Annotated in this window: 21 protein-coding genes; 7 read left to right on the top strand and 14 right to left on the bottom strand. The window is 49.4% G+C overall.

Features of this window, described 5'->3' with window-relative positions:
* Positions 1-159 precede the first annotated feature (159 nt).
* Genes ACSR9A_RS29190 through ACSR9A_RS29200 form a run of 3 tightly spaced genes read left to right on the top strand, consistent with a single transcriptional unit; the run spans position 160 to position 3,691 of the window.
* A complete protein-coding gene (locus tag ACSR9A_RS29190) occupies positions 160-1,491 on the top strand; it encodes a spore germination protein (protein WP_473761856.1) in 1,332 nt (443 codons plus the stop codon).
* Positions 1,488-2,588, top strand: a complete 1,101-nt coding sequence (locus ACSR9A_RS29195) for a GerAB/ArcD/ProY family transporter (protein WP_473761858.1) — start codon at positions 1,488-1,490, stop codon at positions 2,586-2,588. Before ACSR9A_RS29190 ends, ACSR9A_RS29195 begins: the two co-directional genes overlap by 4 nt.
* Complete coding sequence (locus ACSR9A_RS29200) at positions 2,585-3,691, top strand: Ger(x)C family spore germination protein (RefSeq protein ID WP_473761860.1); 1,107 nt, start codon at positions 2,585-2,587, stop codon at positions 3,689-3,691. The genes ACSR9A_RS29195 and ACSR9A_RS29200 overlap by 4 nt, the downstream gene beginning before the upstream one ends.
* A gap of 39 nt (positions 3,692-3,730) precedes the next feature.
* Here the strand turns inward: ACSR9A_RS29200 and fni are convergent, their stop codons facing one another.
* Positions 3,731-4,810 (bottom strand): type 2 isopentenyl-diphosphate Delta-isomerase, encoded by a 1,080-nt coding sequence (gene fni / locus ACSR9A_RS29205; RefSeq protein WP_473761862.1) that lies wholly within the window; start codon positions 4,808-4,810, stop codon positions 3,731-3,733.
* Between the two features lie 166 nt (positions 4,811-4,976).
* Between fni and nagB the strand changes: the two genes are divergently transcribed.
* The 3 genes from nagB (at position 4,977) to ACSR9A_RS29220 (ending at position 8,593) form a co-directional block, all read left to right on the top strand.
* Positions 4,977-5,702 (top strand): glucosamine-6-phosphate deaminase, encoded by a 726-nt coding sequence (gene nagB / locus ACSR9A_RS29210; RefSeq protein ID WP_473762375.1) that lies wholly within the window; start codon positions 4,977-4,979, stop codon positions 5,700-5,702.
* Position 5,703: 1 nt separating this feature from the next.
* The gene (nagA, locus tag ACSR9A_RS29215; protein WP_473761864.1) at positions 5,704-6,897 is read left to right on the top strand and encodes an N-acetylglucosamine-6-phosphate deacetylase; all 1,194 of its coding nucleotides are present in this window, start codon (positions 5,704-5,706) and stop codon (positions 6,895-6,897) included.
* Positions 6,898-7,093: 196 nt separating this feature from the next.
* Complete coding sequence (locus ACSR9A_RS29220; protein WP_473761865.1) at positions 7,094-8,593, top strand: glycosyltransferase family 39 protein; 1,500 nt, start codon at positions 7,094-7,096, stop codon at positions 8,591-8,593.
* 132 nt (positions 8,594-8,725) lie between these two features.
* On the opposite strand, the gene ACSR9A_RS29225 is transcribed toward ACSR9A_RS29220, so the two are convergent.
* The 9 genes from ACSR9A_RS29225 to ACSR9A_RS29265 all read right to left on the bottom strand — a co-directional run bounded on the left by ACSR9A_RS29225 (position 8,726) and on the right by ACSR9A_RS29265 (position 18,493).
* Positions 8,726-9,298, bottom strand: coding sequence for a TetR/AcrR family transcriptional regulator (locus ACSR9A_RS29225; protein ID WP_473761867.1), 573 nt, complete (start codon positions 9,296-9,298; stop codon positions 8,726-8,728).
* A gap of 142 nt (positions 9,299-9,440) precedes the next feature.
* Positions 9,441-10,238 (bottom strand): DeoR/GlpR family DNA-binding transcription regulator, encoded by a 798-nt coding sequence (locus ACSR9A_RS29230; RefSeq protein WP_341281702.1) that lies wholly within the window; start codon positions 10,236-10,238, stop codon positions 9,441-9,443.
* 2 nt (positions 10,239-10,240) lie between these two features.
* Entirely contained in the window at positions 10,241-11,197 is a 957-nt protein-coding gene (locus ACSR9A_RS29235; RefSeq protein ID WP_341281701.1) for a sugar kinase, read from the bottom strand.
* Between the two features lie 80 nt (positions 11,198-11,277).
* Complete coding sequence (locus tag ACSR9A_RS29240) at positions 11,278-11,709, bottom strand: hypothetical protein (RefSeq protein WP_473761869.1); 432 nt, start codon at positions 11,707-11,709, stop codon at positions 11,278-11,280.
* Positions 11,710-11,947: 238 nt separating this feature from the next.
* A complete protein-coding gene (gene recQ, locus ACSR9A_RS29245; RefSeq protein ID WP_473761871.1) occupies positions 11,948-14,155 on the bottom strand; it encodes a DNA helicase RecQ in 2,208 nt (735 codons plus the stop codon).
* Between the two features lie 184 nt (positions 14,156-14,339).
* Positions 14,340-15,281: a malate dehydrogenase gene (gene mdh / locus ACSR9A_RS29250; protein WP_338555211.1), complete on the bottom strand. Its 942-nt coding sequence runs from the start codon at positions 15,279-15,281 to the stop codon at positions 14,340-14,342.
* Between the two features lie 29 nt (positions 15,282-15,310).
* Positions 15,311-16,606, bottom strand: a complete 1,296-nt coding sequence (icd, locus tag ACSR9A_RS29255) for an NADP-dependent isocitrate dehydrogenase (RefSeq protein WP_473761874.1) — start codon at positions 16,604-16,606, stop codon at positions 15,311-15,313.
* A 48-nt stretch (positions 16,607-16,654) separates the two neighbouring features.
* Positions 16,655-17,767 carry a citrate synthase gene (gene citZ / locus ACSR9A_RS29260; RefSeq protein ID WP_341281697.1) on the bottom strand — a complete coding sequence of 371 codons (1,113 nt, stop codon included), beginning with the start codon at positions 17,765-17,767 and terminating at the stop codon, positions 16,655-16,657.
* Positions 17,768-18,154: 387 nt separating this feature from the next.
* Entirely contained in the window at positions 18,155-18,493 is a 339-nt protein-coding gene (locus tag ACSR9A_RS29265; protein ID WP_341281696.1) for a hypothetical protein, read from the bottom strand.
* Positions 18,494-18,791: 298 nt separating this feature from the next.
* Between ACSR9A_RS29265 and ppx the strand changes: the two genes are divergently transcribed.
* The gene (ppx, locus tag ACSR9A_RS29270) at positions 18,792-20,321 is read left to right on the top strand and encodes an exopolyphosphatase (protein ID WP_473761877.1); all 1,530 of its coding nucleotides are present in this window, start codon (positions 18,792-18,794) and stop codon (positions 20,319-20,321) included.
* 89 nt (positions 20,322-20,410) lie between these two features.
* Here the strand turns inward: ppx and ppk1 are convergent, their stop codons facing one another.
* The 4 genes from ppk1 to pyk form a co-directional block, all read right to left on the bottom strand.
* Positions 20,411-22,471: a polyphosphate kinase 1 gene (ppk1, locus tag ACSR9A_RS29275; RefSeq protein WP_473761880.1), complete on the bottom strand. Its 2,061-nt coding sequence runs from the start codon at positions 22,469-22,471 to the stop codon at positions 20,411-20,413.
* 86 nt (positions 22,472-22,557) lie between these two features.
* The gene (locus tag ACSR9A_RS29280; protein WP_473761884.1) at positions 22,558-22,950 is read right to left on the bottom strand and encodes an FxsA family protein; all 393 of its coding nucleotides are present in this window, start codon (positions 22,948-22,950) and stop codon (positions 22,558-22,560) included.
* 46 nt (positions 22,951-22,996) lie between these two features.
* Positions 22,997-23,473, bottom strand: coding sequence for an acyl-CoA thioesterase (locus ACSR9A_RS29285; RefSeq protein ID WP_341282903.1), 477 nt, complete (start codon positions 23,471-23,473; stop codon positions 22,997-22,999).
* A gap of 96 nt (positions 23,474-23,569) precedes the next feature.
* On the bottom strand, positions 23,570-25,324 hold the full coding sequence (pyk, locus tag ACSR9A_RS29290) for a pyruvate kinase (protein ID WP_473761887.1): 1,755 nt from the start codon (positions 25,322-25,324) through the stop codon (positions 23,570-23,572).
* Positions 25,325-25,351: the final 27 nt, after the last annotated feature.

Below are 25,351 nucleotides of genomic sequence, written 5' to 3' on the forward strand. Positions count from 1 at the left end.
CTCTACCCTAGCAATTCACTTCTCATCCCTTCATTGTACTGCACTTTATGCTGCTTAGGCAAAAGGATACCCTGTAATGTTTCACTCCAATGGGTATAATTACTGGTCGCCTGGCGCACCTTAAGCCCGTGAGCGACAAGCTGGAAGGAGGGAAGCCCTGTGATCGAACACATTCGCCTGCTGTTTGCCCAATCGGTTGACTTGAAGGTGCAACAACTCAAAAATGATGAATTGAGTATTGAAATTGCCTATATTTCCTCTCTATGCGACGAGCAAATGATCAGCAATTATGTGATCGTTCCTTTTATGAAGGAAGAGGTGCCTTACGATAAGCAGCTGCGTACAATTAGCGATTATCTAGTCGTTGACGATCCAGCTACATGGACCGATTTGCTGCTTAAGGGCAATATCTTAATCGAAGCGCAAGGTATTGTTTACTCGCTTTACACAGCGAAAATTATTAGTAATGAAAGTACCCAAACCCAAGTAGAAAGCGCGATTCAAGGGCCTCAACTAGCATTGAACGAAGATTTGAAAAAGTCGCTCAACCTCATCCGCAGCATGTACCACTCCCCTGAGCTGTGTGTCGAGGAGCACACCGTAGGCTCGCTGTCGAAGACGGAAATTATTGTGCTGTTTGACCAGCGCCGCGTCGATCCGACTGTATTAAATCAGTTAAGGCAAAGACTGACGAAAGCACAAACCGAAATGCTGCAGGCAGCAGGCGAGCTAGAAACTATTTTAACTGGAAAGCAGTGGCATTTGTTCCCTACCGTCCTGATTACTGAGCGCCCAGACCGCATTACGACCGCCATCTCCAATGGTAAAATCGCCATTCTCATAAAAGGAAATATGTTTGCTTTAGTGCTTCCTGTCACCTTTTTCGATTTTATGCATGCTGTCGAGGATAACTATGAAGCCTTTTGGATGACCCGTACGCTTATTTTACTGCGGTATGTTGCGGTTGTATTGACTATAACGCTGCCAGCTCTCTATGTATCCATTATTTCTTACAATCCAGAGCTGTTCCGGGTACAGCTGGCGCTCTCCATCGCTGGAAGCCGCTCGGCCGTTCCCTATCCGTCCTTCATCGAGGTAATGGTCATGCTATTTATGATCGAAGCGCTAATAGAGGCTAGCATTAGGCTGCCCCGCTATATTGGCTCAACCGCTACGACCGTCGGCGGTCTTATTTTGGGACAAGCTGCCCAGCAAGCCGGTCTCGTCAGCAGCATTATGATTATCGTGACCTCCGTTGTCGCTATTTCCAACTTTGTCGTTCCCGTTAATTCCTTGTCATTTGCGATACGCTTTTTGAAATACCCGCTCATTGTGATGGCCATCTTTTTCGGTATTACCGGTGTTACGGTAGGTGCTTTCATGTATGTGGTGTATTTATGCAATTTGCGCAGCTTTGGCAAGCCTTATTTCCGCATGTTTGCAGGCACAAAACCACAGTCGGGGGATATTGGGCAGGTGAAGGTGGAATGACGCGTTACTTCTTTTACAACTTTTTTCTGACCAGCTTCGTTAACTTGATGCTGTATGTACCGCATATTTTGATCGAACACCGCTACACCGGCGCCGTCTCTTCGATGCTGATTTCCGGAGCCATCGGAACTTTTCTGACCTATGCCTACACGGCTGCGCTATCGCATTTTCCCGGCATGGGGCTGCCTGAAATTTTACGCATCTATTGGCCGCGCTGGCTCGTCTCGCCCATTATGTTTTACGTAGCGATTATTTGCTTCATCTCGTCTACCATTGTCGTGGCCGCCTTTGCGGTCATGATTAACCGCTTCTTCAATCCGGAGCTGAATCCGCTGGCGATTTTATGCTTGCTCGTAATTGCCTGCGGCTATGCGGCTTCGCGTTCGACGTTATCCGTTCAGCATATTATTGAGGTTGGGCTGCTGCTCAATGCCCCGATAATTTTTTTCGTGCTGTTCAAAATGGTGAGAAACCCGCAGCTGAATTGGGATGCCATTCATACCGTTGCCAATTTTGTCATGGTGCGTCCGGAGCTTGGTTCTATAGCAGCCGGAGTATTTGTATTCACCGGATTTTTCAATCTGTCGATTTTCAACCGTCTGCTGCCGCCGAATTTCAGCTATACGTACCGCTGGCTCGTTCCGATTTTGGGCATGATTATTTTGAGCATTTCCTTCTTCGTGCCTATTGGGTTCCATGGTACAGAAGCGGTAGGCGAATACCTCTATGTCTGGAGCATGACTGCGGACTCGATTACACTGCAATACGGCTTCATCGAACGCGTATTGTTTCTGTTTCTGATTGTCTATTTGAATCTATCGCTCATTTATACGATGAGCTGCTGGCATCAAGCGATGGAGTTTATTAAAAGCTGCTTCCCCAAGCTGAAAATGGCAACTGACTTCGAGGAAACGCCGTTTATCAACTATATCATTTGCGGCGTGTTTGCTATAGCTGCCGTATTTTATTTATTTTTCAGCGATGAACGTTTGGAGTTTATATTTACACGCTATTGGCTTACCGCGATGCTGTTTTCTTATATAGCCATCGTTATTTCTGTGTTCATGCTTAGCCGAAAGGAGCGTAAATCCGCATGAAAATGCGCTGGTTAAAGCTCATGCTGCTAGCTTTGTGCTTGCTATTGGTCTGTACAGCATCAAGCGGCTGCGGTTTTAAGGATATTGACAAACGTTATTTTATCGTGGCGATGGGTATCGATTACAGCGGCAAAAAACAAAACCCTTATCTCATTACACTGCGCCTCGCCATCGCCTCACCTAAAATCGAGCCTGGCGCTGGCAAAGCGCAAGTCGAAACCATTGAAGCTGCAAGCATCGCCGAAGGTGTGCGCATGCTGAAAGCCCATGTGGACAAGGAGCTGGACTTTGGCCATTGCAAAATTTTCCTCATTGGCGAGCGCGTGGCCAGGAAAGATTATTCCCCTGTGCTGGATTGGATGAAAAGACGGAGGGATATACAAAGCATTGCGAATTTGGCGATCGGCAAGCCGGATGCGCGGACGATTTTGCAAATAAATCCCCTGGCAGAGCGCTATCCGGGAAATGCGCTTTTTCTAAGCTTCGGAGCAGATGGAACGGATAATCCCTATACCTATGTAGAATCGCTTTCCGATCTGTCCAGACGGGTCATGGAACAAGGTCTCGATCCTGTTATTCCGATTATTCGCAACGAGGGCAACAGCGGCTATATTATTAACCGTACTGCGCTGCTGGATAAAACGAAAATCAAGCTCGTCCTGAAGCCGGAAGAATCACAGCTCTTTAATCAGTTGGCCCAAAACTTCGAGAAATCCTCCATTCAGGGAAGCTTCTCGAGCAATCGGCTTGTGGGGGCTATCAGCAGAATTAAGAGCCGCTATTACTTCAGCGATAATAATGGCAAGCTTCAATTAAACATGGATGTTCGCATTAAAGCGCTTATGGAGGAAGCTCCTTCCAATCTATTTGAGCAAAGCTGGGGGCCCGTGGAGAAAAAACTAAGTGCAGATTACTCTAAATCGACGGAGCAGCTGCTGAAAAAAATACAACAGGCTGGCGTAGATCCCTTTGGCTTTGGCCTGCGCTACCGGGCAACCCATGCTGGCGAAGCAGCCTGGCAGCAATGGCAAAATATTTACCCGACGCTGCAATTCGCCGTCAATGCCCGAATCAAAATCGAAGGGACCGGCCTAGTAAGATAGGCTGCGGTCCCTTCGTTTGCTGTGTGGGCTATTTCATCATTAGTCGGCTTTCGAAGCTAGCCGATCTGTCTGGCGAAGCTGCTCAATCGTGCGGACGCCAATGCCGAACATCGCCGCCTTCAGCTCAAATTCAATTCGCTCAAACTGCTGAGTAAGCTGGCGAATCGACAGGTCGGTTGTCCCATGCACCGCTTGCGGCAGTAAGATACGCCCAAAGCCAGCAAGATTCGCCCCAAGCGCAATCGCCTTAGCTGCATCAACACCATGCCTTAAGCCGCCGCTCGCAATGACGTTCATATGCGGCAATGTACTGCGAATGGCGCTAACGCTTTCCGCAGTCGGAATGCCCCAATCCGCGAACGCCTCCGCAGCTTGCCGGCGCAGTCCATCACCCGCCCGGTATTTCTCGACCTGGCTCCAGGATGTGCCTCCCGCTCCTGCCGCATCTATAAAGGAAATGCCTGCATTCGCAAGCATTGCGGCAGTGCCAGCATCAATGCCCCAGCCTACTTCCTTCACGCCGACTGGCACAGGGAGCGCACGGCATACCTGCTCGATTCGCGCCAGCAAGCCGCGGAAGTCCGTATTGCCTTCCGGCTGAAAAACCTCCTGCATGCTGTTGACGTGAAGCACGAGGGCATTCGCCTCTGCAATGTCAACCGCACGCAGGCAATCATCCGTACCGAAGCCGTAATTTAGCTGTACGGCTCCCAAATTGGCAATGACCGGTACCGAGGGCGCCTCCATTCTGACATGGAAGGAGGACGCCAAGTCCTCGCGCTCAATAGCTGCCCGCATGGAGCCGAGTCCAATCGCCCAGCCTCGTGCCTCGGCTGCCTCCGCCAGCCGGCGGTTAATAGCCCCAGCCTCCGAGGTGCCTCCGGTCATGGAGCTGACGAGCAGCGGCGCTTTCATCGGCGACTTGAACCACTCCGTCTTAAGCTCAATTTCCTCAAATGACAGCTCAGGCAGCGCATTATGACGGAACCGCAACCGATCAAGCCCTGTATCGATATGCTGCCCGTTCACTTCCTCCTGCAAGCAAATGCGGATATGCTCATTTTTGCGCTTAGCGGTTTTCTCCGCTTCCTCCGCCTCCGTACGCTGCGTTATCGTCATTGCCCTTACCTCCTGCGAATATTCTATCCGTCCATCATAACATATGCTGTAAGTCCATGTTAAATTGATTGTAAAATTCATTAATATGAATTTTACAATCAAAATTATTGTTAAAAAGATAGTTTTGGTTTAAAATAAAATCATAACCTGAAGGAGGCGCTTCATGATGCAAATCATTCACTTTAACGACTGGGAGCTGCTTGACGCTTATGCGGCTCAAACCATTATTAATAAAATCCAGGAGAAGCCGGATGCAGTGCTAGGGCTCGCTACAGGCTCGACACCTCTCGGCATCTATGCCAAAATAATAGAAGCATATCGCAGCAAGGAGGTATCCTTCGCCAAGACGACTACCGTCAATTTGGACGAATATGTAGGCCTTCCTCCTGAGCATGAACAAAGCTATGCTTATTATATGAAGCAGCATTTATTTTCCCAGATTGATATTGCAGACGACCATTATCATTTGCCTAATGGGCTGGCTGAAAATTTGGAAGCCGAATGCGGCCGTTACGACCAGCTCCTGGAGCAAAACCCGATCGATATTCAGCTGCTTGGGCTCGGACATAACGGACATATTGGCTTTAATGAGCCTGATGCGTTGCTATCCGCAGGCACCCATGCCGTTCAATTGAAGGCGGAAACGCTGGATGCGAATGCCCGTTTTTTTGAATCAGCCTCAGAAGTCCCGAAGATGGCGCTGACGATGGGTGTTGGCTCCATCCTGAAAGCACACACCATAATACTCGTGGTTCGCGGCGCAGATAAAGCGGAGATCGTGAAGCAAGCATTAACCGGCCCTATTACAACCAATGTACCGGCTTCGCTGCTCCAGACGCATCCCCGGGTTATCGTGCTTCTCGACCGCGAAGCCGGAAGGAAGCTGAAATAATATGTTCAACTCGCCCGCCTCATGGGTGATACATCACGTCCATATTGTCTTGGAAGACCGTATTATTACCGGCAGTGCCGTTATTAAAAATGGCCTCATTCACCGTCTGCTGGAAAATGATGCTGTTCTTAGCGCTGAGGAGCTGGCGCTGCCCACTATAGATGGAGCCGGCGGTTATTTATTGCCGGGCTTTATCGACGTCCATGTGCATGGCGGCTTTGGCGCCGACTTTATGGATGCCAGCCGCAGCAGCTACGACACGATTACCCGTTTCCACGCCTCCCAAGGCACAACTGGCATGTTGGCGACTACCATGACAGCGTCTAAAGAAGCTATCGAAGCTGTTTTGCAAGCAGCAGCGAATTACAGAAGCGGCGACATGCCCTATGCTGCGCTGCTTGGCGTCCATTTGGAAGGGCCTTTTCTGAATGAAAAATGGATCGGTGCGCAAAATCCCGCTTACCTCTCGCCTCCTCGGCTTGACTGGCTGGAAGCATGGACTGCAGCGTTTCCCGATTTAATTCAAATTTTGACGCTTGCCCCTGAACGGGAAGGCTCTCTTCCCCTCATTGCCTGGCTTGCTGAAAATAACATCGTTGCCGCTTGCGGCCACACAGATGCTACCTACGCGGATATGGAAGCCGCAGCAGACGCTGGGCTGTCCCACGCCGTCCATACGTATAATGCGATGCGTCCGCTGCATCACCGGGAACCGGGAACCGTCGGCGCTGTTCTCAGCAATCCACGGATTTATGCCGAGCTGATTGCCGACGGCCATCATGTCCATCCGGGAGCGATCCGGCTGCTTGCAGCTGCCAAACCGGCAGACAAGCTTATACTCATTACCGATGCCATGTCGGCAGCGGGCATGCCCGACGGGAACTACTCGCTCGGCGGCTTGGCCGTCGAGATGAAGGATCAGGTTGCCCGCCTGCAGGGCAGCGGCAGTCTCGCAGGCAGCAGTCTAACGATGCTGCGCGCCTTCCGGTACATGCTGGCGAACACTGAGCTGTCCGCCTTTGAAGTCAGCCGCTGCGCGAGCGGCAATGCGGCTAAGCAGCTTGGCATCTATGAGCAGACGGGCTCCATCGCTTGCGGCAAGCAAGCAGATGTCATCCTGACGGATGCTGATTTCTCCGCTGTGAGCCGCACTTGGGTAGGCGGCAAGCTTGTGTTCCATGCTTCCGGCAAATAAACCCTCTCCTGAATAGATGTAAGCCGCCCTTGCCTAACAGCAGGGGCGGCTTTATTCGTTTGAGATACACGGCATAGGCTTCGATTTAATAATGCTTATTTCTGCTGGTTTTAGTTAAATCCAGCTCGCCGCTAGCCTCATTCCCCCTTTTCGGATAAACTTGGAGAAGTCAGTCCGCTAAAAGAAAGGAGAAGCTATGCGTTTATTCCACTCATTCCAATCGATTCGTTCTTTATCTGCTCAAGCACTCACTTTTATAGGAGGCTTGTTTTTCGTTGTCGTTTTCACTGCTTCCTTTATGAATACAACGCAGCTGCTCCAAAACCCCTTGCTCGCCGCTAGCGGCATTTTACTTACGCTCAGCCTTATACTTGCCGCCTCTTGGCTGCTTGGGCGCAGGCTATCGGCTAAAGGCTATTTGCTTGCACTAATGGCGGTCAGCCTGCTAACCCGGCTTGGCTGGATGATTTGGATCGATACGCCTCCCGATTCCGATTTCCTGTTTATGTATAATGCTGCCCAGCTCGCAGCAGCAGGCGATTTTTCATTTAATCAGGATGAATATTTCCTTAGTTGGGTATACCAGTTTGGCTTTACGATGTATGAAGCGGGCATGATCAAGCTATTTGGCGGAGCAGCGCTGTTCATGCTTAAGCTAGTAAATGTACTATTCAGTACAGCAACCGTGCTGCTCGTTTATTACGCTGCGCTAGAGCTGTTTAACGAGCATACGGCGCGAATTGCAGGACTGCTTTATGCCTTATATATTCCTACTATCATCATGTGCTCGGTGCTGACGAATCAGCATTGGTCGACCTTTTTTTTCACACTCGGCTGCCTGCTTATTATAAATAAATGCTTCGAAACCAACTATGGCTGGCTGCTAATCGGGCTCGCCTTCGGACTAGGAAACATCATGAGGCCGCTCAGCCTCGTTTATATAGCTGGCTTTGTTGCCTTTCTACTGTTATTTCGCTTGTTTAAAGCTAACTCGGACGATTGCAGGCCTGCCGGGCTATCGATTGGCAAAGTCTCTACCGGAATGCTTGCCCGTGCCGCTGGGGTGCTTATTATATTTTATATGGTGCAATCTCTGGCCAGCTTTGCACTCGTGCAAAGCGGAGCCTCACAATACCCACTTTCTAACCGGGAGCCTTACTGGAAATTCGTCGTGGGGCTAAATGCGGAAACCGATGGCAGATGGTCGCTTGAGGATGGCAAATATGTGCTGCAATTTAAGCTTGGCGAGGAGCGCGATGCAGCAGAGCTGGCATTAATTATGGAGCGTCTCGGTGATCCAGTCGCCGTCGCCTCCTTGTTCGCACGCAAGCTCACTGTTTTTTGGGGCGAAGAGGATTCAGCGGTCATGTGGAGCTTGAAGGATATGAACCGGATAGAGCTTGCTGCTACCCTTAAAATAGCGGAGCGTTTCCTCTTCACGGCTATGAGCGCAGCCGGGGTGTATTCGCTGTACAGCTTATGGCGCAGCCGATTTGCGCTGCAGCAGAACGCCAGCTATATGCTGTTTCTGATTTTACTGCTAGGCTATGCGTTCGTGCAGCTTTGGATTGAAATACAGGCAAGATATCGGCTTGATTTGCTCCCTTGCTTTATTTTATTGCAGAGCTACGGTATGTATTTAATGCAATCGAAACTACCTGCGCGGCATAAAATAAAGCTCGGCTCCCTTGAATAAAGGCAGCCGAGCTTTAAATACCGAACAGGAGCAGCGGAAATCGTCTTTGGACGTGGATTTCTCGGTCTAAAAACGCTTTCCACTGCTTCTCATATAATAAGTGAATGATCATTTATATAGCGTCAAAAAAACTTATCTCTTTATAGCGTCCCAGCTCATTTTAATCGCTATATCCAGCTTTTCAGGCGTAAACTCAAAATCACCTTTAAACTGCTCTTTAGCCAGTTCAGCTATCGGAAAAATAGAGTACGTAATAAGCATATCATTATCTACATCCTTGAACAGCTGCTGCTGCTTGCCACTCTCAAAAAACTCATATATAGGTAAATACAGCGCCGCGGTTTCTTCCAGGCACCAATTTTGCAGCAATGGAGAGTTCGAGATTTGTTCCATAAACAAAAAATAGGATTTGTGCTCCTGTATAAACTGGATAAAATTGCGAATGTACAGATCAAAACGCTGCTGAATCGGTGCGGAATGGTCGACCCCATTAAACAGCTTATCGCTCATTATTTTCTTCGCTTTTAAATACGTCTTGCCGAGCATATCCTCCTTATTCTCAAAATAAATGTAAATCGTAGCCGCAGACACATTCGCCCGCTTGGCGATTTTAGAAATCGACGTTTCCGAAATGCCAATTTCATTAATCAACTGAATCGTAGCTTCAAAAATGTATTCGATTTTATTTTCATCTCTTAGTCTCATGCGTCAACAATAAACGATCGTTTATTTATTGTCAATACTAAACGAAAGCTAATCGTTACAATGCCGCCCTTACATGGGATAGGCTAATTCATGCAAAAGGAGGCAGCAGGAGCCACCTTTCCAGCTCCCGCTGCCTCCCCTGCTAACCATTCGTATCTGCTACATAGACGTCAATATTCAGCTGCTGTGCCGCTGACTTAAGCTCGCCTTCAATCGGCTGGTCTGTAATGAAAGCCTGCAGCGCTGCAAGCGGCGAAATCGAGAACAGTGACATTTTGCCAACCTTCGTCTGATCGAATACGGCATACGTCTGGGTGGAGCGTCTGATTAACGCTTTGGCAATTTGTGCTTCCTGTTCCGAATACGTAGTAATGCCCCCGCCTGCCGATACGCCATCGACGCCAATGAACATTTTGCCAATATTCAAATGCTCGACCATGCCTTCTCCCAGCGGCCCGCAAAGCTCAAAGCTGTTATGGCGCATAATGCCGCCCGTTACAACGACCTGGATTGGGCTTCCCGCCAGCTCCATCGCAATATTGACCGCATTCGTCACGACGGTTATACCGCTTCTGAGCTTAAGCTGCTTAGCGATCAAATAATTGGTCGTGCCGCCGGACAGGCCGATGACATCGCCCTCCTGAATAAGCGATACCGCCTTCGCGGCAATTCTTTCTTTTTCGAGGTACGAAATATCCTGCTTTTCCGAAAAACCCATATCACGAACGACGCTGAGCCCGTCATACATCGCCCCGCCAATCGTACGAATAATCGGATAGCTGGCCTCCATTTGCTCTAAGTCTCTTCTTGCAGTCGCTTCCGAACAATCGAATTGCTCCACAATCTCGGAAATCGTAACGCGCCCCTGCTGCTTAAGCAGCTGCAAAATCGCCTCGCGGCGGCGCTGTCCTTTAGACGACGGAACATTCGGTTCTGCCATAATTAACGCTCCACCCACGCTTTATCGCTCATTCGCTGCTCGACAACGCTCCATTCTGGAAGCGCCTCCCAATCTCCACGCATTTGAACGACGAGTGAGCCATTGATGCTGGCAAGCTTTACAGCTTCAACAGGCGTCATTCCCTTCATAATGCCAGCCAAAAAGCCAGCGCAAAAACCATCGCCCGCTCCGACCGTATCGATTACCTTCTCCGCCTTATAGAAAGGAACAGCCGTCTCCTCGCTGCCCTCCAGCACAATTGTCGCATCATCTTTGCCTTTAATGATCGTCACCGCGTCCAGCTCAAGCAGCTTTTGCTTCACCGCTTCATAGCTATCTGTGCTGTACAGCAGCATCAGCTCATCCCAGCCCGGCAAAAAATAATCCGCATCCGCAGCGAATGGCAGCAGCACTTCCCGCGCTTCCTCGATCGACCAAAGCTTCAGCCGCAAATTGGGATCAAAGCTTACTTTGACACCCGCATCCTTGGCAATATCGATGGCTCTGCGTACGGTCCGGCGGCAGCTATCGCTAAGCGCCGCTGTAATTCCTGTTACATGCAGCAGCTTCGCTCCCTGAATATACGCCTCATCAAGATGCTCCGGCTCCATTCGGCTGGCAGCGGAATGCTTGCGGTAATAATGCACCGCCATACGGCCTGCTACCGTCTCGCGGAACATCATACCTGTAGGTGCTTCATCACTCAGCCTAACGCGGGTTACATCTACTCCTTCACCGCGAAGCGTTTTCAATATAATCCGGCCGAAAGGATCATTACCAAGTGCGCCGAACCAGCCTACCGAGCTGCCTAAGCGTGAAAGACCAATGGCGACATTGCTTTCTGCACCGCCGAAGCCCTGCTCTAGTGTAGTCGCCCTTTCAATCGCCTTATGCTCCTGCGGCATAAATAGCGCCATCGATTCTCCGAATGTAATGATGTCTGGTGATGCTTGTCCCACATTCTCCGCCCCCTGCAACGTTGATTTGAGCTTACTTTCCTTCCATAATCAAACAAACATTGTATTCACTTGCCGACTTTCTACACGGTAGCCATAATTGGATAACGCATAAAATAAATCACAACCACATACAGCACAAGCACGATAAGACTCATGATGCGAGCTTTGCCGATATGTGCGGAAGCGCTTTGACCTTCACGAATAGAGGACACAATTCGCTTCAGCGGCTTTGTAATAATACCTCCGAGTGCGGCAATCCCCAAAAACAAAAGCGTTACAATAATCATCCAAATAACCGCATAATCGCCTTTCGACATCATGTATCCGCCTGTCAGCAGCTGGACAATGAGAAAATATTGCGCGATCCGATTTGCCGAAAGCAGGCCCTCAGCGAGCCCTTCCTGTCCTACTCCAGCAAGCTTCGATGCGCGGCCAATCATAATCGGAAGCACGATATAAAAACCCATCCCCCCTGCACCCAATAAATGCAGCAAAACCATTACGTCATACATTCAGCGTTCCTCCTAAAAAATATTGCGGGGCAGCATGCGCTTGGCAAGCATCGACCCAATTCTCGCATGGCAAAGCTTACGCAAGTCGCGTAAGCTTCATGGTTGCATTGCGAAGAGTGCCCGCCAGCGCTGCACTTGCACCGTTTTTCTACTAAACACAGTATACTAAATGAACCTATCAAATACAAAGAACTTCCATTAAGCGATTCGCTTCATTCGTTAAAAAGTGATCTTCGGCTCAATCCTCTGCCTTCAGACCATATTTAAAAATAACGGCATGGATCGCAAAATAATCGACATCTTCCGGCAGTGCATCTTTAATCGGACGCAGCTTCTCGGGACTCAGCTCCATAATAGCTGCCACAATCTCCTCTTCGCGATGGGCAGGAATAATACGGCTAAAGTCCAGCTCATAGCCCTCCTCCGCACAGCGGATAATATGCCCTTCCACCGTTACCCGGCTGAGGCCGCGCTCTGCGGAAATGTCCTGCGGCGATTTGCCTTCATTAAACAGCTCTAGAGTCAGCACATGGCTAGGCGTTTCATCGCTCGCCGCCCTGCCAGGCGACTCTGAGGATGTTGTCCTAGATGGACCGCCAACAGACGCTTGTCCGGAGCCAAAGGAAGCGGATCCGCCTGCTGCACGACCAGCTGCTTCATTAGGCTTGCCTGCATGCTCGCCGATAATAGCCAGCACCTCCGCGCCATACTTCCGCGCCTTGGCTGCACCAATCCCTTTCGTTTGCAGCAGCTCATCTTCCGTGAGCGGCCTTGCATCGGCCAGTTCCTTGAGTGTTGCATCAAAAAACAGCATAAACGGCGGCACATTTTCGCGGGCTGCCGTCTCCTTGCGCCACTGCTTCAGCGCATCGAACAGCGGCGAAGCCATTCCGCCCTGCCCCGAATCCTGACGCTTCACCGTTGTCCGCAGACGCTGCATGACCGTCTCCTTGCCTTCGAGAACAGGCAGAGCATTCGTCGTAAGCGAGACGGTCGGATATTGTCCATCGCTCATCCGCAAATAGCCCTCGGCTACAAGCCAATACAGCCAATCGGTAATTTCCTTCTCCGGCCAGCTGCTGAGCAGCCCATATGTCGTGAGCTCATCCAGCCTGAACTCCAGCAGCCGTTTGTCGCGTGAGCCTTTAAGCACTTTGGCTGCCATCGTCACACCGAACCGCCCGCGCATTCTGCCAACGCAGGAAAGGGCCTTCTGCGCTTCCGACGTACGATCAACGAGCTCGCTTTTGTCGAGGCAGTTGCCGCATTTTCCGCACGGCTCCACATTCTTCTCGCCAAAATAATCGACGATAAACTGCTGCAGGCAGCGATGCGTCCGGCTGTAGTTCATCATCGTATTCAGCTTGGAAAGCTGAATCGACTTCCGTTCTGTATCGCCGACACCCTGCTCGATCAAAAACCGCTGCACCTGCACATCCTGAGGCTCGAACAGCAAAATGCATTCACTTTCCTCGCCGTCGCGTCCAGCCCGGCCCGCCTCCTGATAATACGACTCAACGTCGCCGGGCATTTGCCAGTGAAGCACATAACGCACGTTAGGCTTGTCGATGCCCATGCCAAACGCATTCGTTGCGACCATGACGCGCAGCTCATCAAAACGGAAGCGCTCCTGCGTCGTAGCCCGCTCCTCGTCGGGTAGCCCGCCGTGGTACTTGCCTGCGGCAATGCCTTTGCGTACGAGCTGGTCATGTACGGACTCAGCTTCTTTGCGCGTAGCCGTATAAATAATGCCCGACTGCTCCTCGCGCTCGGAAATAAACTTTTGCAAAAACTTCTTCTTGTCCGCACCGCTAATGACCGACAGCGATAAATTCGGCCTTGCAAAGCCGCTGACAAAAATATTTGGATCATGCATCCCAAGCATAACCGATACATCCCGCGCCACCTCATCCGTTGCCGTTGCGGTAAAGCCTGCAACTAACGGACGATTAGCAAGCTGTCCGATCCAGCCTGCGAGCTGGCGATAGCTTGGGCGGAAATCATGACCCCACTGTGAAACACAGTGCGCCTCGTCAATGGCGATCATTGGAATTTCCATCTGCTCGCTAAGCGAGCTGAACATCGGCGCATCAAGCCGCTCTGGTGCCACATACAGCAGCTTGTAATCGCCTCTGAACGCGCTCCGCAGCACTTCGCGATATTCAACAGCCCCAAGCGAGCTGTTCAGAAAAGCCGCTGGAATGCCGAGTCTGTTCAGCGCATCGACCTGATCCTTCATAAGCGATATGAGCGGAGAAACAACAAGCGTCGTTCCATTCAGCAGCAAGGACGGTATTTGGTAACAGACGGACTTGCCTCCGCCAGTCGGGAGAATGGCAAGCGTATCCCGGCCTTCCAGTATTCCTTGAATAATGGCTTCCTGTCCAGGTCGAAACGAGTCATAGCCGTACACCCGTTTCAGCTCGGCTCTAGCTTGCTCCAGCATGCTTCTTTCCCTCCCTTTTTACGATAAGCATCCTATACAATAGACCATTTACCAATAAAAGCCGATTAATAAGTGTGAAGCTTATAAATGGTTATATTTCAAACGGAAAAACCCTGCCAGCAAAGTGTCAGGGTCCTCCCGTACCAAATCTTTTATAAAAGCCAGCTTGCTTTGGCTAAATCAATTAAGCAGACACGATTTGGATGACCGTTCGAACCGATTGCGCCGATTGATCAAGCGCAGCCTTTTCGTCTGCCGTCAAATCAAGCTCCAGCACTTTCTCAATGCCATCGCCGCCAATCACAGCGGGTACGCCCATGAACAGATCGTCATAGCCATATTCGCCTTCAAGGTAAGCGATAACTGGAATAATGCGTTTTTTGTCCTTCAAAATCGCTTCTGTCATTTGCACAAGCGCTGCAGCAGGCGCATAATAAGCGCTGCCGTTGCCAAGCAAATTAACGATTTCGCCGCCGCCAACGCGAGCGCGCTGTACGATAGCTTCAATTCGCTCAGCCGAGATCAGCTTTTCGATTGGAATGCCGCCAGCGTTGGAATAACGAACAAGTGGAACCATATCGTCGCCATGACCGCCAAGCACGAAGCCGCGAACATCCTCCACGGAAACGTTAAGCTCTTGCGCAATAAATGTGCAGTAACGAGCAGTGTCAAGAACGCCGGATTGGCCGATAACGCGATTTTTAGGGAAACCAAGCGCTTGATAAGCAACGTAAGTCATAGCGTCAACCGGGTTGCTAAGAATAATGACATAAGCGTTAGGGCTTGTTGCCTTTACGTTCTCACAAACGGATTTCACAATACCCGCGTTTGTGTTAACAAGATCGTCACGGCTCATGCCGGGTTTACGGGCAATGCCCGCTGTAATAATAACGACATCGGAATCCTTCGTATCTGCATAGTCAGAAGTTCCGATAATGTTAACATCAAGGCCTTGTACTGGTGTCGATTCAAGCATGTCAAGCGCTTTGCCCTTAGTCGGGTTTTCCAATTGCGGAATATCGACGAGCACAACGTCGCCAAGCTCTTTTTGTGCTGCCATCAGGGCAGTTGTAGCGCCTGTGAAGCCTGCTCCGACAACAGTAATTTTTCTGCGTTTGATTGCCATTGTCTCATTACCTCCAGCCATTGTTGGTTCTAGAAGTTGTTAATAACCTCGTCAGCGAACTCGGAGCATTTCACTTCTTTAGCGCCATCCATCAAGCGGGCAAAGTCATAAGTAACGGTTTTGTTGTTGATCGATGCTTCCAGACCTTTGTAGATCAGGTCAGCCGCTTCCTGCCAGCCAAGGTGCTCAAGCAGCATTACGCCGGAGAGAATAACCGAGCCTGGGTTAACAACGTCTTTATCTGCATATTTAGGAGCTGTACCATGCGTAGCTTCGAAGATAGCATGTCCAGTCAAGTAGTTGATGTTAGCTCCTGGAGCGATACCGATACCGCCAACTTGCGCTGCAAGTGCATCGGATAGGTAGTCACCGTTCAGGTTCAGCGTTGCGATTACGTCAAAGTCAGTCGGACGAGTCAGAACTTGCTGCAAAGCGATGTCCGCAATAGCGTCCTTCACGATCAGCTTGCCAGCCGCTTCAGCAGCTGCTTGTGCTGCATTTGCAGCGTCAGTGCCTTCTGCTTCTTTAATGCGGTCGTATTGACCCCAAGTGAAGGTTTGCTCCGCAAACTCAGTTTCAGCTACTTCGTAGCCCCAGTTTTTGAAAGCTCCTTCTGTGAATTTCATGATGTTGCCTTTGTGTACAAGTGTAAGCGACTTGCGGCCATGCTTAAGCGCATATTCAATTGCTGCGCGGGCAAGACGCTGGGAACCTTCTTTGGAAACCGGCTTGATACCGATACCGGAAGTTTCAGGGAAACGGATTTTGTTAACGCCCATTTCAGTTTGCAGGAAGTTAATCACTTTTTTCACTTCTGCGGAACCTTCTTGGTACTCGATACCCGCATAAATATCCTCTGTGTTTTCACGGAAAATAACCATGTCTACCAGCTCAGGACGTTTTACAGGGGAAGGAACGCCGTCGAAGTAACGAACAGGACGCAGGCATACATACAGGTCAAGCTCTTGACGAAGCGCTACGTTCAGGGAACGAATACCGCCGCCGATTGGCGTAGTCAAAGGACCTTTAATGGCTACGATATATTCACGAATCGCTGTCAGCGTATCTGCTGGCAACCACTCGCCGTATTCATTGAATGCTTTCTCACCGGCAAAAACTTCGTACCAAGCGATCTTTTTGTCGCCGCCGTAAGCTTTCGCAACAGCTGCGTCAAGCACGCGTTTCGAAGCGCGCCAGATATCGCGGCCTGTGCCGTCGCCTTCGATGAAAGGAATGATTGGATTGCTAGGTACGTTAAGTACACCGTTGTCGATTGTAATTTTGTCGCCTTCAGTAGGTAATGCAAATTTTTCGAATTGAGCCATTGTTTATAATTCCTCCTTTAATTTGTGTAACCGTAAAAACAGCAGCGCTTAGCGCTCGTCGATTGGAATATATTTCGCGTTGACTGGACCGATATAGTCGGCGCGAGGACGAATCAAGCGATTGTTCTCGTATTGCTCAAGAATATGAGCGCTCCAGCCGGAAACGCGGCTAATCGCAAAAATTGGCGTGAATAGATCACGTGCAATGCCTAGTGTCGTATAGACGGAAGCTGAGTAAAAATCAACGTTCGGCTTGAGGCCTTTTTGACCCGTAACGAGCTCCTCGATCTTGATCGACATTTCATAAAGCTCCAAATTTCCAGTCAGCTTGCCGAGCTCTTGCGACATTTTTTGCAAATGCTTGGCGCGCGGATCGCCGTTTTTGTAAACGCGGTGACCGAAGCCCATAATCTTCTGCTTGTTCGCAAGCGCGTTGTTGATATAAGACTCAACATTAGCAAATGTACCGATTTCCTCCAGCATAACCATTACCGCCTCATTAGCACCGCCATGCAGTGGCCCTTTAAGCGCTCCGATTGCCGAAGTCACACCAGAATAAATGTCGGACAAAGTCGCAACCGTTACTCGAGCAGCAAAGGTAGAGGCGTTAAGCTCATGATCAGCATGAAGCACAAGCGCCTGATCAAGCGCTTTCACGGCAATCTCTTCAGGATCTTTGCCTGTAAGCATGTAAAGGAAATTATGAGCGATGGATACGCCCTTCTTCGGAGCAACAGGATCCTTGCCTTCACGAATGCGAGCGAACGCTGCTACAACGGCTGGCAATTGCGCCTGCAACTTAATCGCTTTCAACTGATTAGCTTCAGCAGTCATTTCATTAGCCGACCCATCATATAGAGCAAGGCTTGAAATGGCTGTACGAAGTGCCGCCATCGAATTCGTATCCTTCGGATACAGCTTGATTTGCTCGATAACGCCTTCAGGAATTGCTGTGTATGCATCTAACTGCTCCTGCAGTTTTGCTAGCTCGGAACGATTAGGCAGTTTGCCATACCATAACAAATAGGCAACCTCTTCAAATGTCGCATTTTCTGCCAAATCATCAATATCTATACCGCGGTATGTCAACACTCCGTCAATAATCGAGCTGATTGACGAAGAAGCGGCGACAATTCCTTCCAGACCTTTAGTTGCTGTCATCGTTCTCTCTCCTTTAGCTTGGAAATTTCACATCGCAAAATATCATTCGAATCCATGTCGTCCGTATAATCATAAATGATTTTGACAACAAAGTGAACAAAAGCACATATAAAAATGCTTTATCAGTAAGAAAGAAAATTGTGATGGGTCAGCTGTCATGTGAAATAACCTCACCTTTCGACATCCTGACAGATCTGGTTCCTGCTTATGTAGTTAGATGTAAACACCTGTCTTCTATCTTAACAGAAAAACAGGCAGAGTACTAACCGATCATGATACAAGCTATAATAAACGTTTGTAAATAGACGAAACGACCGCTCCCCGGCAAAATACCGGGAAACAGCCGCAGCTTCATTTTAAAAAAAGAAATTGTTTGGTGTTTGGTGGTTAATGATTTAACTCTCCGAAAGATGAGCCTTGGTACTGTGGCTGTTGATAAGCGAAGGACTGATTCGCATTTGAACTGGAAATTTGATTGCAAATGCTAGAAATTTGCTGCATTTGCTGCATCGCCTTTTGGTGACCTTGCAATGAGGTTTGGATAATATGAGCCGCTTGATGCTCACGCTGCGCAATTTGCTCCAACTGTGCAGCATTCGTTTGTTCTTGCTTTAGGAGCTGCTGATACATGCCTGATGCTTGCTGAGTTTGCTGCATCAGCTGCTGTAGAAGCTGCTCGCATTGTGAAAGCTGTTGGCTAATATTCGTTTGTGAAAACTGATTCATTCGTAAAACCTCCAAATGGTTTAATAAACTGCCTCCTTTAATATGACTTGCAAATCCATTTTTATTCTTGATTCGACAAATTTCGGTTATTGCGATTGTTAAGCCTAGAAGCTAGCCTTAAATGTCCCTTTACGCTTATTAAGACATTCAGCAGCCGCTATGTTAAAATAAAGTATTGCAAGGTGAAACGGCTGTCGCCATCCTTTGGTGGCGCGGCGCGTTTCATTCCGAGAAATATAGAGAAAGGATATCGTCAGATTATACTTTCTCTATATTTCAAAAAAAACGGAGGTTCGCTATGAATGAACATCGCATTGGTATTATAGATATAGGCTCCAACTCGGTGAGGCTCGTCGTTTATGAGCGAACAGCAAACGGAGCCCACCGCGTCATTGATGGGAGCAAACGTCCGGCACGGCTAAGTGAGAGAATTGACGAGCAAGGCAATCTATCGGCTGAGGCAATAAGCGAGCTGCTCGGCACACTCAGCCATTTCCGCTTAATTTGCGCCCATAACCGCACTGGTGAAATTCGCGCAGTGGCAACGGCGGCGATCCGCAATGCTTCGAACCGCACGGTTGTGCTGGAAGCGATAAAAGCCGAAACCGGACTTGACATAGAACTGCTTAGCGGCGAACAGGAGGCAGCCTTTGGCTTCCTTGGGATGATTAATGCAATGGACCTGGAGGATGGGCTGTTAGTCGATATTGGCGGCGGCAGCACGGAGGTATCGCTGTTTCGCGGACGCAAGCTGCAGCACTCCGTCTCTTTTCCTTTTGGCTGCGTCAGCCTGAACCGTCGTTTCGCGGCGAAAGGCATGCTCAGCGACGAGGCTCTGCGCGCGCTCGACAGCGTAGCGCTTGAGGCCTTCAAGTCCGTTCCATGGCTCGCCAAAGCGCAGGGACTGCCTATGATTGGCGTCGGCGGCACCGCCAGGGCGCTGGGCAAAATTCATCAAGCGGCGACGAGCTACCCTTTTCATCAAACGCATAATTATGACATACCCGGCGGAGACGCCGAAATGGTTTTTGATCAGCTGCGTGCCCTGCCGCTGGACAAGCGCAGCAAGTTCCCCGGCCTGTCCAAAGATCGGGTGGACGTTATTGTGCCCGGCCTAGCCGTGCTGCGCCAGCTTTACAAGCTGACTAAAGCTTCCGGCTATATCATTTGCGGTGCCGGACTTCGCGACGGTATTTTCCATGATACTAGGTTTCCACAAGGGTCTCAGCATCAGGATGTGCTTGGCTTCAGCCTGCATAACATCAGCATGCTCCATCCCGCTGCACCGATGCAGCATGTATCGCAGGTGAACCGGCTTGCACTGCAGCTGTACGATGAGCTGAGAGAGCTGCACCAAATGCCATCCCGAGCGCGGATCTTGCTTGATGCCGCTTCAAGCCTGTTTCGAATCGGCGCTTCCATCGACTACTACGACTATGCCAAGCATACGTTTTATTTGATCGTCAACTCGCATTTGAACGGATTGTCCCATAAAGAAATTTTGATTACGGCTTCGATCGCTTCCTACAAAAGCAAAAGTCGGGCACGGCAGCAGCTTCGCCCCTACAAAGAGATGCTTGTCGAGTCCGACTATGAGTTAATCGGCAGGCTGGGTACGCTGCTGCAGCTCGCATCAGCGCTTGACCGCAGCGAGACACAGGCGCTGAGCAGATTGAGCGTCTCCCTTGCTCCTGAGCAGCTTAAGCTGCATGCCGTACGCCCTAGCAGCTCGCTGACCGTTGAGCGCCTGGAGGTAAGCGAGCTCGTTTCTGAGTTCTCCAAGCTATGGAAATTGACTCCTGTGCTTGAGCTGCCTGATTATATTTAAGCGTAGACGGCGGTGCTTTCCTCTCATACATAAAAAGCGCGGTGAAAAAGGAAAGTAGCATTCCTTTTTCACCGCGCTTTTTAATTTTTCTATACTTGTACTTTCCACCCTGGAATGTGTCTAGCCTCGAATTGGCTGCGAAACGGTTTATGTTCATTTTCAACATGAACGTAAGTGCCGCTGGACAGGAGCTTCCTCGCTTTGACATTGTCATTCAAATTCAAGTTCAGCATGTTGATGAGCGTCTGCCGCAAATGCGCGTCGTACACCGGACACATCAGCTCCACTCGCTTCATCAGATTGCGCGTCATCCAGTCGGCACTGGATAAATACACTTCCTCTTCCCCGCCATTGTGGAAATACATGACCCGTGCATGCTCCAAATAACGGTCTACAATGCTGATCACCTGAATGTTCTCGCTTCGGCCAGCCACACCAGGACGCAAGCAGCATACGCCGCGGACAATCAAATCGATTTTCACGCCTGCCTGCGATGCCTCATAAAGTTTATCGACCATCTCCTGATTGGAGAGCGAGTTCATCTTCGCAATGACACGGCCCTTCTTGCCAGCCGCCACATGGGCGATTTCCCGGTCGATGAGACGGAACAACTTCTGCTTGAGGTCCGTGGGAGCTACACCAAAAGCTTTCCAGTCATACGGATCGGAATAGCCCGTCACCTCATTAAACAGCGCCGATGCATCGCCGCCGATTGTCGGATGCGAGGTAAACAGGCCAATATCGGTGTATAGCGTCGCTGTGCTGTCATTGTAATTACCCGTGCCAACATGCACATATCGGCGCAGCGTGTCCTGCTCCCGGCGCACGACAAGTAATATTTTTGCATGGGTTTTCAGCCCAATCAGACCGTAAACAACATGACAGCCTGCTTTTTCCAACTGGCGAGCCCAGGCAATATTGCGCTCCTCATCGAATCGCGCCTTCAGTTCTACAACAACCGTCACCTGCTTGCCGGATTCGGCCGCTTCAGCCAGCGCCTGAACGAGCGCAGACTTGCCGCTGACCCGATACATCGTCATTTTAATGGCAAGTACATCCGGATCAATCGCTGCCTGCATCACAAAATCATTAACCGCATCAAACGATTCATACGGATGGTACATCAGCACATCGCGCTGACGAATCACTTCAAACATATCGTCCGTGTCGTCAAATTCCATCGGATAGAGAGGCTCCATTTTGTCATAACGCAAATGGTCGTAGCCTGGAATGGCCTGGGCGAACTTCATCAAGAAGCTTAAATCGAGTGGACCATCAATTTCAATCAGGTTATCCTCGATTTCTAGCTCATCCTTGAGAATATCAAGTGTCTCCGGATGCATGCCGCGAGCAACCTCAAGCCGTACGGAGATACCCCAACGGCGCTTGCGCAGCTCCTTCTCAATCTCCTCCAGCAAGTCTTCGGCATCCTCATTAAGCGTAAAATCAGCATTGCGCGTCAAACGAAATGCATGTACCTCATAAGCTCCATAACCATTAAAAAGGGTATCAATAAATTGCTCAATCAGATCCTCAAGCAGCACATATTCGCGCTTTTTGCTATTAGGACGCTCAGGCAGCGGCACAAATCTCGCTAAAATCGATGGCACCTGTACCATTGCGAACAGCGGGTCTTCCTCAGGTGCGGCTTCCGGATGGCGCAATAAAACAGCTAAATATAATTCCTTCGTATGTACAAGTGGAAAAGGCCTGCTCTGATCGACCGCCATCGGTGTCAGGACAGGAAATACGATTTCATGAAAATACTCCGATACGGCCTTGGACTGCGTCATATTCAGCTCGCTCATTGAACGAATAGTGATGCCTTCCCGTCCCAAGCCGCGCAGCACGTCCCGATAAGATTTATATTGATCATGCACCATTTGATTCGTGCGTTTAATTAATCGTTTCCATAAGCCAGCGGGAGTATAACCTGTAAAATCAATTTTAGAATAGCCCGCCTTGATTTGCTCTTGAATGCCCGCTACACGCACACTCATAAATTCATCTAAATTACTGGATACAATGGCTAGAAACTTGGCCCGCTCCAGCAGCGGATTGTTTACATCCTGAGCCTCTTGAAGCACTCGGCAGTTAAATTCGGCCCAACTCAAATCTCTGTTAACATAGTGGGACAAATGTTTTGTCATTATGTGCGCCTCCCTCATATATGCCCCTATTATGCGCTACAACTATTCGTGTCATATTATTAATTTGTAAAGCTAATGTAAATATCTTAGAACTTGCGTATGGAAAAAGACCCGCCGCGTATCCGTTTCTCCAGCCAATGCAGCATAACTTGCTGATAAAAGGAACGTGTAAACGGCAGCAGAAAGGTAATTCCGATCAGATCGGTGAAAAATCCGGGAATCAGCAGCAGCAAGCCGCCTGCCAGCACACATAAACCTTCAAGCAGCTTGCGCCCAGGTATTTGACCCTGCTGCAGCTGAAGCTGCGCCTCTGTCCACACCTTGCGTCCTTCCGCCAGCGTTAAATAAGCACCCGCCATACTGAACAGAACAATGAGCCCAAATGTCTGCCAGCCGCCAAGCCAGCCGCTTACTTGTACGATGCCCCAAAACTCAATCAAAGGCAATATGATTAATGCTGCGATTATCCACTTTTTCATTACAAATTCCTCCCATCCACTTTATGCAGGCAGCAGCCGTCATCCTTTAGCTTATTATCTGCCTTATTAAATCATACAGCGCAGGAAGCCCTTTGTCCAAACGCATGGGGCGCCACTCCTTATTCACCCATACATGCTTCGTTCCTCCCGTAACGAGCCGCTCCCCCGGAAGGCTTTCCTGCAGCTCGTAAAAAGCGGGCTTAAACGACGCCTCATCCACTTTGCGAATTTCAGATTCGAAGGCTAAGCGCACGGAGGTGAAGTCCGATATGCGTGTGCAAATAAGCAGCGTGTCATCGTATCGCGCCGGCAAAGCATAATGGCAATGCAAATCGATGACAGGCAGCAGCATGCCGCTTTGTTCAATAGATTTATAGTCAAAGCCTGCCGATCGTATTAGCTCGGTGCGCCCAATTTCAAACCAGTTCAAATAGTTGGTGTGAAACACAACACCCATCTGATCCGTTTCCTGATACCGGACACGCAGCGGATGCGCGAACCACCCGGACAATGGGCTGCTCATCATGTAAACCTCCCTTTAAGTTCAACAAAAGCGACGGTGAATTCACCATCGCTTGTTGTTGCTCTGTCTATACGAGCAGAGAATATAAAGTTAAAACTATACAGACTTGGATTGGCCGGAGTAAATAACTCCTGTTTCGCCGTAAAGCGTAACTTCCATGCCATCTTCCAAAATAGTTGTAGCATTAGAAATGCCCAGAATAACTGGAATTCCAAGGTTGATGCCGCAAACAGCCGCATGGCTAGTAATGCCGCCTTGCTCCGTTACAACAGCAGCCGCTTTCTCGAATGCAGGCATATATTCTTTATCCGTCGATACGGTTACAAGAATCGAACCCTGTGTTGTTTTTGCAATCGCTTCTTCAGGCGTGCGGGCAACGACTATTTTACCAGTAGCCGTTTGGCTGCCGATACCTTGTCCATTTGCCAAAAGCTCGCCAATGTGGTGAATTTTGATCAGGTTTGTTGTTCCAGAGCGACCTACTGGCACACCAGCAGTAATAACGATAGTATCGCCAAGAGCAAGCAAGCCAGTGCTAAGCGCACCCGTTACTGCATTTTCGAACAAACCGTCTGTGGAATCAACGAGTGCGCCTTTAACCGGAATAACGCCCCATACAAGTGCCAGGCGACGCATAACCGTCTCTTCTGTTGTTACCGCAATGATCGGCGCTTTCGGACGGTATTTGGATACCATACGGGAAGTGAAGCCGCTTTGCGTCGAAGTAACGATCGCTTTCGCTTTCAGGTCAAATGCGGAATTAGCTACCGCTTGGGAGATCGCTTCCGTTACGCTTGTTTGCTGTGCATTCGCTTGTTTCGTGAAAATTTCACGGTATTCAAGAGCCGATTCTGCACGCTCAGCGATACGGGCCATCGTTTGTACCGATTCAACTGGATATTTACCAGCAGCTGTTTCGCCAGAAAGCATGATCGCATCTGTACCGTCGAAAATCGCATTCGCTACGTCACTCGCCTCAGCACGAGTCGGACGCGGGTTGCGCTGCATCGAATCCAGCATTTGTGTTGCTGTAATAACGGGCTTGCCCGCGCGGTTACATTTTTGAATCATTGATTTTTGTACGAGTGGTACTTCTTCTGCTGGAATTTCAACGCCAAGGTCGCCACGGGCAACCATCAGGCCGTCGGAAACTTCCAAAATTTCATCAAGGTTGTCTACACCTTGCTGGTTCTCAATTTTAGAAATAATTTGGATATGGCCCGCATTGTGGCGCTCCAGAAGCTCGCGAATTTCCAAAACATCGCTTGCTTTACGCACGAAGGAAGCCGCGATGAAATCTACGCCTTGCTCAATACCGAAGACGATGTCATTAGCGTCTTTCTCTGTAATACCAGGAAGCGAGATGTTTACGCCTGGTACGTTAACGCCCTTCTTGCTTTTAATTTGACCGCTGTTGACGATACGGCAAATAATTTCTGTTCCTTGCACATCTTCAACCGTCAAGCCAATGAGGCCGTCATCGATCAAAATGGTCGAACCAACCGAAACGTCGTTAGGCAGATCCGTATACGTAATCGGAATGCGCGTTACATCGCCAAGGATTTCTTCTGTTGTCAAAGCGATTTTCTCACCTTGAACCAGCTCAATTGGCTCTTCTTTCAATTTGCCCAGACGAATTTCTGGACCTTTCGTATCAAGGAGAATGGCTGTTGTTTTGCCGAGTTCGATATTTGCTTGACGAATATTCTTGATGCGGTTACCGTGCTCTTCAAAATCGCCATGGGAGAAGTTCAGACGAGCGACGTTCATGCCCGCTTGAATAAGCTTCTTCGTGTTTTCAAGTGATTCGCTGGATGGTCCGATTGTACATACAATCTTTGTTTTACGCATGTTTAGTTTTCCTCCGTTATATTGCCT

The organism is Paenibacillus sp. R-74696 (assembly GCF_055814915.1).